At 58.4% G+C, this 12,722-nt stretch carries 8 protein-coding genes and 1 pseudogene; 7 read left to right on the top strand and 2 right to left on the bottom strand.

Translation table 11 applies throughout. From position 1 onward, the window contains the following. The 4 genes from ACESLM_RS14015 (at position 1) to ACESLM_RS14000 (ending at position 4,511) form a co-directional block, all read left to right on the top strand. Complete coding sequence (locus tag ACESLM_RS14015; RefSeq protein WP_372632194.1) at positions 1 to 669, top strand: response regulator transcription factor; 669 nt, start codon at positions 1 to 3, stop codon at positions 667 to 669. Between the two features lie 140 nt (positions 670 to 809). Beyond that, positions 810 to 1,847 carry an ABC transporter substrate-binding protein gene (locus tag ACESLM_RS14010; protein WP_372632193.1) on the top strand — a complete coding sequence of 346 codons (1,038 nt, stop codon included), beginning with the start codon at positions 810 to 812 and terminating at the stop codon, positions 1,845 to 1,847. 3 nt (positions 1,848 to 1,850) lie between these two features. Then, complete coding sequence (locus ACESLM_RS14005) at positions 1,851 to 2,600, top strand: IucA/IucC family C-terminal-domain containing protein (protein ID WP_372632192.1); 750 nt, start codon at positions 1,851 to 1,853, stop codon at positions 2,598 to 2,600. Positions 2,601 to 2,771: 171 nt separating this feature from the next. Then, a complete protein-coding gene (locus ACESLM_RS14000; protein WP_372632191.1) occupies positions 2,772 to 4,511 on the top strand; it encodes a helix-turn-helix domain-containing protein in 1,740 nt (579 codons plus the stop codon). Between the two features lie 108 nt (positions 4,512 to 4,619). Here the strand turns inward: ACESLM_RS14000 and ACESLM_RS13995 are convergent. Further along, positions 4,620 to 5,524: pseudogene (locus tag ACESLM_RS13995) on the bottom strand (VOC family protein). A 72-nt stretch (positions 5,525 to 5,596) separates the two neighbouring features. Then, positions 5,597 to 7,681 (bottom strand): bacterio-opsin activator, encoded by a 2,085-nt coding sequence (locus ACESLM_RS13990; protein WP_372632190.1) that lies wholly within the window; start codon positions 7,679 to 7,681, stop codon positions 5,597 to 5,599. A gap of 133 nt (positions 7,682 to 7,814) precedes the next feature. Here ACESLM_RS13990 and ACESLM_RS13985 point away from each other — a divergent pair, with 133 nt between their 5' ends. From ACESLM_RS13985 to ACESLM_RS13975, 3 genes are all read left to right on the top strand, one after another. Continuing rightward, positions 7,815 to 10,910, top strand: a complete 3,096-nt coding sequence (locus ACESLM_RS13985) for an S-layer homology domain-containing protein (protein ID WP_372632189.1) — start codon at positions 7,815 to 7,817, stop codon at positions 10,908 to 10,910. Positions 10,911 to 11,240: 330 nt separating this feature from the next. Then, on the top strand, positions 11,241 to 11,720 hold the full coding sequence (locus tag ACESLM_RS13980; protein WP_372632188.1) for an SH3 domain-containing protein: 480 nt from the start codon (positions 11,241 to 11,243) through the stop codon (positions 11,718 to 11,720). Position 11,721: 1 nt separating this feature from the next. After that, positions 11,722 to 12,411 (top strand): AIM24 family protein, encoded by a 690-nt coding sequence (locus ACESLM_RS13975; RefSeq protein ID WP_372632187.1) that lies wholly within the window; start codon positions 11,722 to 11,724, stop codon positions 12,409 to 12,411. Positions 12,412 to 12,722: the final 311 nt, after the last annotated feature.

Genomic DNA, 12,722 nt, shown 5'->3' with positions numbered 1-12,722 from the left:
ATGGACGGAGAGGCCGCAATCCGCGTGATGTTAGTGGACGATCAGAAAATATTGCTTGAAGGTCTGGAGACGTTGATTTCGTTGCGCTCGAACCTCCAAATCGTGGCGACGGCCCAATCCGGAGAGGAAGCGCTGGAACGGCTTCGCGAGGTCGTGCCGGACGTTGTTCTGATGGATATCCGCATGCCGGGCATGGGCGGCGTTAAAGCGACCGAAGCTATTCTGGAACGTTATCCGCACGTCATCGTTCTCATCCTGACGACGTTCGACGACGAAGCCTATATTATAGAAGCGTTAAGCAACGGGGCTTCCGGATATTTGCTTAAAGATATCGACGGGGAGAAGCTGGTGCAGGCGATCTACGAGGCGCTGTCCGGCAATTTGCTGCTGACCGGGAAAGTGGCGAACAAGCTCGCGCTTAACATCCGCAAGCAGAACAATCGGTTCGACCGACTCGGCGAGGAGCTGGAGTTTTCGCCGAGAGAGCTTGATCTTGCCAGGCTGCTGGTGGAGGGACACAATGCGAAGGAGATGGCCGAAAAGCTGTTTCTGACGCAGGGCACGGTCAAAAACTATTTAAGCGACATCTACGCCAAGATCGGCACCAATGACCGGGCCAAGGCGACTTTGATCTTAAAACGGCATTTATCCGCGCGCGGGGAGAATTAATTTCCGGCTCCCCATGCCGATTGTCGCAAAATCACAAGCGGTCTGTCGCGAACTTTCATTCGAATGGAGCCGAAAAACAAGTAGAATAAAACACGATAATGAGAATCATTATCATATACTAGCAAAAAGGGGATTTGAAAGTGAAGAGATTTCATAAATCGGTTCAATTCGCAACGTGGTTCGTTTGTTTCGCGCTGTTGCTCGCGGGATGCGGTTCAGGCGACAGCAGAAGCAATAACGAAAGTTCGCCAAGCGCAACGCCGGCGGCATCTCCGTCCGCGTCGTCTCCGCCGGCCGAGACGCAGAGCGCTCCTCCGGCGTCCGAAGATAAAGGTTCTTTCCCGGTCACCATTACGCACATGAAGGGCGAGTATACGCTGGAGAAAAAGCCCGAGGTGATTGCGGTTCTGGATACGAAGTTCGTCGACCAACTGATCGCGCTTGACGAGCAGCCGGCCGGGAGCGTAACGGCAGCCGGTTCCGATACCGATTTCCCGGAGTATTTGAGCGACCGGTTGGGAGACGTCAAAGTGTTGGGCACGCGCGACGAGCCTAATCTGGAAGCGTTGCTGGCGCTGAGCCCGGATCTGATTCTCATGACGGACTTCCAGGAGAAGGTTTACGACAGCGTCAGCAAAATCGCTCCGACACTCGTGCTCGACTTCTACGAGGATTGGCGCGCGACTTTGGAGACGGTGGGCAAAATAACGGGCAACCAAGCGGAAGCGCAGGCCGTCACGCAAGCCTATGAAGAGAAAACCGCCAAACTGAAGCAGCAGATTGCCGACAAGCTGGGGGACGACACGGTAGCGCTCATTCGTCCGAGAACGGAAGGCATCCGCGTTCATACTTCCCAGCATCGCACCGGGTCGATCCTGTATACGGATCTGGGCTTGAAAGTTCCCGAATCGGTAGCGGCGGTAGACGACACCGCTTACGAGATTTCTCTGGAGGCCGTTCCCGACATCGGCGCCGATCATTACTTCTTGTTATCGGACGCGATGTTCGCGGACGCGGTCAAGGAGTTGGAAAGCACGAAGATCTGGACCTCCCTGGAGCCTGTGAAGAACAACCGCGTATATCCGGTCGACACTACCTTATGGATCGCTTATTACGGACCGATCGCGAACAGCCTGATTATCGATCAAGCGGCGGCGGCTTTGCTGGGCCAGCCGTAAGGAATGGATCCCTTCTTAACGTCCGACGCTTGGAGGGAACTGTCCGGCGATTACAGCTTGTCCACCGGTGAAGTTTCGCCGCAGAGCATCAAGTCGCTGCCCCTGAGCGAACTGCTGAAGGAGGAGAGTTGCAGAGCGTACATGGAGTGGCTGATGGGACACATCGGCTCTCCAAACATGAGCGTTGCGGCCTCCATGCTGGTAAAAAGGATGGCCAGCCTGCTCGTTGCTCCGCTTCTCAGCGCCATGACTTACTATAACCGGGGAATCGGGGTGCAGTTGGAGCACTGCCGGCTTTTTCATCCCGATGCTTCGGCTGTCGGCACCGCTTTCCCGTTTATGGCTTTGTCCGCAGCCGAGGTTACGGCTCCCGAAACCCGCGATCGGGAAGCGTGGCGGGCGATGGTGGTCAGGCAATTGTTCGCGGAACGCCTGACCCCGGTCATGAAAACGATAGCGGCGGCGGGCTCGGTGTCGATGGCGATATTGTGGGAAAACGTTATGGCGCGCATCGCTCCTGTCTACGGTCACGGCGAAGAGCTAGAAGGAGAGCTGCGCCAGCGAATAAGGGACGATTTCTTCTATATGACCCAAGGCTGTTCGGGCGAGCCGTTCGGCATGAGGAAAAATCCGCTCGCCTCCTTGACGGAGCTGGACGAGAACCGCCGGCTGAGGGGGCGGAGCAAGCGGCTCACTTGCTGCCTTTATTACCAAATGGCGCCCGAGTATTGCTTGAAATGTCCCAAACCGTAATCAACTCATGCAGTTCGGCGTTGCGTTCCGCAGCGGCCGGGCTGCTTTTTTTTGCGAAATATCGCTCGTTCCCCCTTTCTGAAATTGACTGTGAGAATCGTTATCAATTAAAATGACAGAAGAGAAAAGAGACATTACGAACGTATAGCCAAAGGTTTGGAGATGTGGGAGATGCCGTTGCAGAAACAATTATCACTATGGAACGATACGGCGATCAGACTGCTGGACGTTCAGCGTTTAAGTCTGCTTCCCGGCAACGATCTGCGCAATTACGTCTTGCCGGCGAACATGCTGTTTTTGGCGAGATGCGGCCACGGGAAAATGACGGTAGACGGGATGTCGTATACGATTGTCCCCTTCTTCGTGTGTCACGCGGGCAAGGATGCCGTTGTCGACTTTACGGCCGTCACGGAGCCGATTGAATATATCGCCATCTATTACCGGGCCGAGCTGATGCGCTCTTCCGAAGATGAACTCGACTCTCCGGTAGATGAGCGCGATTGGCTGCGAATGCCGTTCGGATTCAGTCCGGCCAAGCGGGTGTCGCTCCATCAGATCGTGGAGCAAATCGAGCGGAAGTGGAGCGCGAGGCAAGGACTGGAAAGCTTTCATGCCAACGCGCTGCTGCAGAGCCTGCTCTATGAGCTGTTGAAGCAGCTGCAGACGGACGGCTATCAAACGCCTTCGGATGCGGTAAGCATCGTGGCGAAGCACATCGATGCCCACTATAACAAGCCGTTAAAGCTCGAATCGATGGCGGAGCTTGTGCATTGCAGCTCGAGGCAGCTGCAAAGATGGTTCAAACAGCAGCAGCAGCTTGGACCGATGGAGTATGTGATCAAGGTCAGAATGGGGCATGCGGCCCGTCTGCTGAAGCATACCGCGGCTACTGTCCAAGAAATCGCTCTAAGCGTCGGATACCGCGACATGTATTATTTTAGCAACGCCTTCAAGAAATATTACGGGACCGCTCCGCTGGATTTTCGGCGCGCCGCCGCCTCCGATACGGACGATGAGCTGCCGGCTTCGGTACCGGTCGGAGCAGCCGCGTCCAGCTACAGCGCGAACGACGGCACGGTCGTCAAGCATGCCAGAGGGGAGCTTCGCTTGCAGCAGCCGCCCAAGCGCATTGCCGTGCTTGACGTTCAGTATGCGGACCAGTTGATTACGCTGGGCGAACTGCCGACCGGCAGCGTAGGGATCGGAGCCTCCGAGATCTGCTGTTTTCCCGATTATTTGCGGGATAAGCTGGGGGGATTCAAAGCGCTTGGAACGTGCGAACAGCCCGATCTCGACGCGATAGCCGCGCTGCGGCCCGATCTCATCGTATGTACCCAGATGCATGAAGAGATTTACGCGCGATTAAGCCGAGTCGCCCCGACGCTTATGTTTCATCGAAACGAGCATTGGCGAACGATGCTGAGTATTTTCGGAGACATTACGGGCAAGAGGCACGAGTCGGGCAAAATGCTGCAAGAGTATCGCGACAAGACGGCGAAATTGGCCGACAAGCTCGCGGAGAAGCTGAGAGGGCAGCGCGTGGCGTTGATTCGTCCGCGCGACACGTTTATTCGCTTGCATACGGCCATTCATCGGACGGGGGCCGTTTTATACGAGGATTTGGGATTGCCGGCTCCGTTTTTTATCGCAGGGGATTTCGTCTCGGATACCGCCTACCATATCTCGCTTGAGAAGCTTCCCGAAGTCAATGCCAACCATTATTTCCTGTTGAGCAACGAGCTGTTCAAGGAACGGGTAACCGATATGCAGCGCAGCGCGGTGTGGAATTCGTTAAGCGCAGTAAAGAAAAAACAGGTGTACACGGTGGATGCTTCGAACTGGATTGGCTCCTATGGTCCTAAAGGGATTAATCGCATTGTCGACGACGTAGCTCAATCTCTGCTGGCCTAATGGCGGGCGCGGATTTTCCCATGAATGTCAAAGGAACCGTTCGGCTGACGTTGATGTCGGCTCGAACGGTTCCTTTGCGATTGCGGCCCATGTTCAGAGCGGACAGGCTCAGTTGCCTGAATACGCCTTTTGCAGCTCCGCAAGGTCGAACTTCTTCATCTTCATGAACGCCTTGGTTACGCGCTCTTTTTGTTCGGCCGTACCGTTGACCATCGCGTCGTCCAGCAGGGGAGAGGAGATCTGCCAGGAGACGCCGTATTTGTCTTTCAGCCAGCCGCACTGCTCGGCCTCGGGGAAGGCGGAGAGCCGTTCCCAGTAGTAGTCGATTTGTTCCTGCGTCTCGCAATTGATCAGCAGGGAAACGGCCTCGTTGAATTGGAAGCGGTGGTTATGCGCGCTGTCCATGGCCGTAAGCCAAGTGTTCTCCAGCATGAAGTCGCTGAACATAACCGTCCCTTCCTTGTCCGGCTCCATGCCGGGGCCGTAGTGGAACAGCGAGCCGGGTTGGGCATTCCGGAAGAACGACAGATAGAATTCCCGCGCTTCTTCCGCCTTGCCGCAATTGTCGCCTACGAACAACAGGGAGGGGATGATCGCGGGCCGAGGCTCTCCATCCGGATTCGTCAGAATCAGCTGCCAGGAGACCCCGTACTTGTCCTCGATCCAGCCATACCGCTCGCTGAACGGATACTTGTCCAGCGGCATAAGCGGTGTGCCGCCTTCCGCAAGTTTGTTCCACGCCTCGTCGAGCATCTCCCTCGCGATCGCCTCCCGGGAAGGGTCGAAATTCACCATAAACGAGATGGAAGGGTTGATCTTGAAGTGCGGTCCGGCGGAAATAGCCATGAACGGCTGTCCCCAGACGCGGAACGATACGAGATCGCATTCCCGGACGGCGTATCGTACAGCACCGTCGAGCTCGTTATACGGGAATCCGGAAATACGGAGCAGTAGAACTGCGCGGCTTCTTGCGCCTCTCTGTCGAACCATAAGTGCGGGGTGATCGGCTGCATGCGGTGGGCCTCCTTTAAGATACGTTTCGTTTTTATTCTATCTTAGAATGAGGGCATTATCGAGTCGCTTCATCAGCCGCCGTTCAGCACGTGCGCCAGATGGCGGACGGCCTGCCGCGAATGGCGGTAAAACGTCGTGCGGCTCATATGAAAAGCCTCGGCCAGCTCGTTTTTGTTCAGATCGCCTCTCAGGAAGCTCTCCCGTATCATGCGCTGCTCGAGCTGCGTCAGGGGGAAGGGCGGCGGTTCCGCGTTCAAGATAGATTGAATGCGGCTCTGTATGTCGGCTGCCGAGAGACGCAGCTGCCGCAAAACGGGAAGCTGCTGCAGTTGTTCGGGATCGAGCCAATGGCGAAGAAGGCTTAGGACGTCGTCTGCCTCGAATGCGGCCCGGTCGGTCGGCTCCGGTTCGCAGTTCATCCGATCCGGATTCGTCTGCCGGAGAACGAGCTGCACCCATTGTTCGAACGTCGTATGGCGGAAGTCCAGCTCCCAGCGAATCATTTCGGGAGCGCCGGCGGCTTCGGGGCGAATGCGCCCTCTTTCTTGAAAGCCCAGCAGGGGCAGCAGGCTGTTTAGTTGCGGGTCTGCCGACGCCATGATGCCTCTCCAGCCGCTTGTCATGTGGATCAGCCACTGCTGCATAAGCAAGGCGCCGAGCTCTTCCGGACGATAGAGAGACTGCCCGGTATCGACGGCGGCGAGCAGCACGCACAGGCTGTCCGCCGTATCGGGAGAAGCTTTGGCGAGCCGCTGGGCTTCCTCCCCGAGCATCGGCAGGAAGGAGGGGGCGTAGCGCTCCAGGTAAGGCACCGTCCCAGCGTGAAGCCGGAATCCGGCGCAGAATCCGATCGGCGTTCCGTTATCGCGGCGCACGACGCAGACGCCTTCCGGACTGTGACGGACGATCTCGTCTAGCACGGCGTGGCAGTCCTCCGCCCGGACCAGCTCGGAATGCCAGTCGGATCTCGCAAGCGAATCTTCCAGAAACCGATGCAGGAACGGCAAGTCTTCAGAACGGTATCGCGGAGGCTCGTCCGCTCTTAGAGGCGCGGAGAAATCGGCGTAGGCGTGAGCGAAAGGCAAATTCTCGCGATACAGTTCAAGCACATGGGCAGCGATATGCGTCTGCGTTCGTCTGTCCGCGTCGTGGAACTTGTCGGCCACCAGCCGGAACGCCTTGTGGCGCAGCGTCTGGAACTGTCCGGGGGCGCGGCGCAGGTAATCTTCCCGCAGCAGACGCGACACGACGTGATGAAGCGACAAGCCTTGAGGCGTGCTGCGAACGAATGACAATCTCCCAAGCTCGTGATAAGCGGCAATGTCGAGCGGCGCATCCAGCAGTTCGTTCAAAGTCGCCTGGTCCGCCGCCGGCAGCAGAGACAGAGCGGTCAACGCTTGGTGTAGAGCCGGAGTGGTCGCTTCGCGTAGCCAATCGCCGCTCAAGATGGCGGGAATGTCGTCCGTTCGGAAGGGAACGTCCTGCCCGCGGGAGCGGAGCAGATCGACGGTCAGGGCAAGCAGCAGCGGATGTCCGTCCGTTCTCCGCGCGACGTCCAGCTGCGTTTCCGTCTCCAAACCGCTTTCCCGCAAGTAGTCCAGAGACTGCTCGCGGGTGAACAGACGGAGGGGGCAGGATTCGATCCTGCTGCTCCAGTATGGATGCGAATGCCACTTCGGAGGTAATCCGCCGCGCGAAGCGATTACGATCAGCATGCCCGTGGAGCGCAGCCGGGGCAGGAAGCTGGACAGGAGCCAGCTCTCCAGCCGGTCGAGACGTTCGCCGTTATCCAACACCAGTACGGTTCTCTGCTTGGACAGCTCGTCCGCGAGATAGGGCAGCAGCGGCGTTCCGGGGGCTCTATGTTTTCCATACTCGTTGGCCAAGCCCGTTTCGAGACTTGCGAGGAAGGCGCCGGACGAAACCAGCTCGGTTTGCCCGTCCAGCCATAGCGTAAGGGCGGTCGAACGCCTGCATCGGCCGACGATTTCCGCGAGCAGCGTCGTTTTGCCGATTCCTCCGATTCCCGATACCGAAAACAACCTTGTTTCCGCCTCTGGGTCGGTCAGCCATTGCTCCAGACGGACCAATTCTCGCTTCAGGCCGATGATGCGACGACGGGCATTCGGATTTGTCAATGTCGATGCGGGTTCCATATCGCACCCTCTTTCCGCTAATGAAAACTTTGAAACAAAAATGAAACACTTCTTCTTCTCTATTTATTTTATACTAAGGGGCGTATGCGATAAAACCATTTCTATCGTACGATGCAAAGGAGAAATCAACCGCATGAATCGCTTAAACGTTTCGTTCGCCGCTCTGCTCGTCTTTACGCTAATATTCGGCCTTCTGGCTCCGGCCGCGCCAGCCGTTCGGGCCGAGGGAGAGCCGGTTCCGTCCGAGGAGCTTGGATGGGTGCTCGTGTCCAATGCGGCAGAGTTGATCTATATCGATCAGAATCAAGCTTCTTATCTGGATCGCAACATTCGCCTGACGAACGACATCGACATGACCGAGTACGAGTGGGTTCCGCTCGGCGGAAACGAAGCTCAGCCGTTCAGCGGCATTTTTGACGGCAGGGGGCATCGGATCGAAGGTTTATCGATCGATGGCGGTTCGCTCTCTTTGGTCGGCTTCTTCGGCAAGCTGACGGGGACGGTCCGGGATTTGAGCGTCTCGGTGCAAGCCGAGGGCGGCAACTACGCGGGCGGATTGGCCGGCCACTTGGACGGAGGCACGATCGTTCGCTCCTCCGCGCAGGGCATCGTGACCGGCGGCGTCGGGGGTTCGGCGGGAGTCAGTGCGGCAGGCGGGCTCGCCGGGGCAGCGAACGGCAATTCGACGATTAGCCGCTCGTATTCGTCCGCTGCCGTTAAGAGCGGAGAGGCGCCCAACCAATATGCCGGCGGGCTGGTCGGTTCTCAAGGAACCGGGTCGATTGACGACGCTTATGCGACCGGCAGGGTGTCCAATTCCGCAGGATCCTACTATACGGCTGGGGGGTTGGTAGGCCAGTTGGTATACGGAACGATATCGAACAGCTATGCGACGGGGACGGTCGATGCGGCCGCAAGCTCGACTTACGTTACGATGGGCGGTTTCGTCGGCTCAGTCAATGCCGGGGCCTCGGTCATCGCCTCGTATTTCGACAACGTCGCCACCTTGCAGACAAGCGGAGCGGGCGATTCAACCGGCGCTGCCGCGCTTCAGCTTACGGGCCGTTCGACGGCCGATATGAAGCTTCAGGCTAACTACGGGGAGCCCGGCAACAGCTGGGACTTCACGGATACGTGGGCGGTTCGGCCCGGCGTGAACGGCGGTTATCCGTATTTGAAGCCATCGGTTCTGACGACCGATCTGCCGAGGGCGCTCAAAGGGGAGGCCTATTCACAAACGCTCCAAGCTTTCGACGGCGCAGGAGGCGGATTGAGCTGGAGCGCGTCGGGGCTCCCTGCGGGCGTGCAGTTGACGGAAGCCGGCGCGTTGCGGGGCGTTCCTGCAGAAGCGGGAGAGTTCACGGTTACGGTAACGGCGACCGATGCAGGATCGACAACCGCCGAGGCAGTTCTGACGCTGCACGTCGATGAGACAGCGCCGGACATTGCCGGCTTCGGCATCGGCCCGGGCGGCTCGGTCGGATCGACGAGGGTGACGGCGACCGTGAGCGGTACGGATCGAGTCTTCGTCTATCTGCTTGGCGATGCGGAGGGCGTGCGTCCGTTAGCGGGAGCAGCGGTGCCGGCCGAGGCAGTTCCGTATTCTCCAGGGGAGGACATTTGGCCTGTAAGCGCGGGGCAGATTCTTCAAATCTATGAGACGGACGGGGATCGGCGCGTTAGGGCGTGGAGCAGCGTTCGGATCGAAGTTTCCCATATGCGAGACGAAGATCCTCCGACCGCGGGCAGCGTGACGGGAACGGTATACGGCGCAGGGAACGCGCCGCTTTCCGGAGCGGCCGTATCCGCGGGCGGACTCGTCGGAGCGACGGACGCCGAAGGGAGGTTCGCGCTGCACGGCGTTGCGCAAGGAACGCATACGCTCGCCGTGTCCGCGGGGGGTTACCGCTCTTATTCGGTCGAGGTGGACGTGGTCGCAGGAGAGGTTGCGGACGCGGGGAGAATCTATCTGACGGTCGTCAACGTTCCCGGGTCTTCAAGCGGCTCGAACGGCTCGCCCGCTTCTCCGCAGCCTTCGGCTCCGAACGAGCTGGCAATTAAGCTGAACGGTCTTGAAGCGCGAGTATCTGTGAAGAGGGAAGTGGAGAGCGACGGCCGGTCTTCGATCCGGCTTGCGTTCGGAGATGAGCTGTTGCGATCGTTGTTTGCCGCAGGAGACGAGGCTGTCATCGAGGTCGACCATGAGGACCCGATCGTGAAGGCGGATTTGCCCGCAGAGACGCTTCAGGCGCTGCTTCGATCGCGTCCGAACGCCGTGATTCGCCTAGAGGTGAATGGAGCCGGATACGAGGTGCCGCTAAGTCTGTGGAGCAGCGTGCGGGTTGGCGCGACCGTAACCGTCGCGATTTCGAGACCGTCGGCAGCCGAGAGAGCCAGGTTGAACGAGGATCTGGTCCGTCAAGGCTATGCGATGCTTGCGGAGCCGATGGACTTCGCCTTGCACATTGACGGGACAGAATGGACCGGAGCCGACGGCGTGTACACGAGGCGAACTCTCTCGCTTGTGGCTGCGGTCGACTCGGACCGCTCTACCGTCGCCTGGATGGACAGGGAAGGGCGGCTGCGGTTCGTGCCGTCCGTGTTCGAGAAGGGGAAGGCGATTTTCTATTCGCCGCATAACAGCTTGTATATCGCGATCCGCTCCGATCGAACGTTCACGGACGTAGCGCGGCATTGGGCGCGGGCCGACATCGAGCTGCTCGCGCACAAGCTCGTTCTGGACGGTGCTTCGCCGGATAAGTTCGAGCCCGACCGTACGGTGAGCCGGGCGGAATTCGCAGCCATGCTCGTACGCGCGCTGGGACTTGCCGGGAAGCTCGGCGGAGATGCTTTTTCGGATGTACGGCCGGAAACCGATTGGTATGTCGGCTCGGTAGGAGCGGCATCGGACGCGGGCCTGATCGAAGGATACGAGGACGGCACGTTCCGGCCGAACGCGCCAGTCACCCGGGAGCAGGCGGTCGTCATGCTGTCCCGGGCTATCCGGCATGCGGGAGGGCAGCTGCCCGCAGCGAACGCGCTAGATCGCTTCTCCGACCAAGCGTCGACGGCCGGTTGGGCCAAGGAAGCGGCGGGGCAATTGTTGGCGGCGAGCATCATCGAAGGCGTCGACGGGGACAGCTTCGCGCCGAAGCAGCTTGCCACTCGCGCGCAAAGCGCGGTTCTGCTGGCGCGGGCACTGCGATACTTGAAGTTTATCGACGGATGACGGTCTGACGGGTCTAAGCAGGAGTATTCCTATTGTGTACGGGCGATTGGCATAAGGATTGTTCGATAAGTCATCCAGAAGGCGACTTATCGGACAATTCTTTTTTTCTACCCCTCCACTGACTTGCAGACTTTCGCCAGTTCCTCATCTGAGCGCCGATGTGCGATTCTTTAGAACAACTCCCAACAACGGCGGGCAGAGTTCGCGCGCATCCCCGTGTTAAGGAAATTGAAACCAATCTCCGGCCTGCTCCGTCATATGATATAGTAGGATAATATCGAGAAACGTCGAAATCTGCGAAAAGATAGAGTCGGAAGAGGAGGAGTGGAGATGGGACAACGCAAACCGACGATCATCCGGTCCGTTCTGGCGCTGCTCCTGTTCGTCTCGTGGCCGCTTCCGGCGGATGCGAACATGATGGATCGGATCCGGGACATCTATAACGCCCCGGACAAGGTGGACGAGCTTCGCGAGCAGTACGAGGAGACCGCCCGCACGCTGGAGGAGCAGCGGCAGAAGCTGACGGAAGCCGAAAGCTCGCTGGAGTCGTACGCCGCGCAGCAGCAAAGAATGCGGGAGGAGAATGAGCTGTACCGGCAGCAGAACGAGGAGCTGCGGGCGCAAAACATGCTGCTGACGGACAGGCTGGAGCAGCTGGAACAAGACAAAGCGGACAAGCAGGCGACCTACCGCAAATGGATAACGGCGATCGCAGCGGCCGTCGCGCTTGTCGCCGGATATGTGCTGTCGATCCGATTGTGGCGGTATTCGGTATGGCGCAGCAGAAAACGGACGGACGGAGGAATTTGACATGCGGCTGGAGACGCCTCCGAATACAGGCCATGTGAGGATCGAGCTCGAAGGGGAGGACGCGCTGCATCTGCTGCATCCGAAGGCGCTGCTGGCTTTCCAGGGAAATCCCAGGCACCGGGAGGACCGGTTCATGGATCTGTCGGGGATGTACCGCAAGCGCAAGTTGATCCGTTCGCTTCTTCGCGGTCCGGCGCATCTGGTTCTCGGCATGCCCCCGAACTGCATGCTGGAGGCGGCCGACATTCCGGGTGACAGCAACCTGCTGTTCGATTTTCGGCATGTGCTGTTTTATACGGACGGCATGGCAATGAGGAGCAGGGTGCAGACGTTCAAGAACGCCTGGATTACGCGGGAGTGGGTGCGCATGCGCTTTACGGGGCCGGGGCGAATCGGTCTGCTGTCGTCCGGTTCGATCGCGACGCTGCAGCTGGACCCGGAAGTTCCGCTGTACGTGGAGGCGGGCTCTCTCGTCGCTTATCCGGAAGACGCGAACATCAAGCTGTCCGTTTACGGCAATCAGCTGGCTACCCAGCATATGAACGTGCAGTGGGAAATGACGGGAACCGGGCCGATCCTGATGCAGACGGGTTTTCGGGACGGCCATCTGGAAGACCAACTGCACAAGGACAGCATCGTAAGGAGAACGCTGAGGGAGCTTCTCCCTTTCGGCGGCGTATATATTAGATAGATCAGGACCGAACGTAGTCTGCGTGTGCTACGTCAACGATCCGCGCCGAGAATGGAGCGGCGAAAGAAATGGCGGTGCTGGAGGGAGGAATACCACCACCCAGTACCGTCATTTCTGGTTTATGGTCCTCAGCGAGGAAACAGATTCGGGATTGCTATTCTTCTCGGCTTTCTTTATGCTGAGCTCAGTAGCGTTGCATTAAATCTCACATCGAAATGTGTCGGGTATTACCCGTCTAAATTGTGCTAAATATGTAAAATATAAGTCGTGCACAATAGAAAAAATCTCCTAAAATTAGAGGTACAGGTAGT

The sequence above is a fragment of the Cohnella sp. genome (assembly GCF_041641335.1).
In the GTDB taxonomy this organism is placed as follows: Bacteria; Bacillota; Bacilli; order Paenibacillales; family Paenibacillaceae; genus Cohnella.
This window is presented reverse-complemented; position numbering and strand designations above follow the sequence as displayed.

Bases quoted from the DNA above. Each gene is read 5' to 3' on its own strand.
- ACESLM_RS14015 (WP_372632194.1), top strand. From the start codon at position 1: ATGGACGGAGAGGCCGCAATCCGCGTGATGTTAGTGGACGATCAGAAA.
- ACESLM_RS14005 (WP_372632192.1), top strand. From the start codon at position 1,851: ATGGATCCCTTCTTAACGTCCGACGCTTGGAGGGAACTGTCCGGCGAT.
- ACESLM_RS14000 (WP_372632191.1), top strand. From the start codon at position 2,772: ATGCCGTTGCAGAAACAATTATCACTATGGAACGATACGGCGATCAGA.
- ACESLM_RS13990 (WP_372632190.1), bottom strand. From the start codon at position 7,681: ATGGAACCCGCATCGACATTGACAAATCCGAATGCCCGTCGTCGCATC.
- ACESLM_RS13985 (WP_372632189.1), top strand. From the start codon at position 7,815: ATGAATCGCTTAAACGTTTCGTTCGCCGCTCTGCTCGTCTTTACGCTA.
- ACESLM_RS13980 (WP_372632188.1), top strand. From the start codon at position 11,241: ATGGGACAACGCAAACCGACGATCATCCGGTCCGTTCTGGCGCTGCTC.
- ACESLM_RS13975 (WP_372632187.1), top strand. From the start codon at position 11,722: ATGCGGCTGGAGACGCCTCCGAATACAGGCCATGTGAGGATCGAGCTC.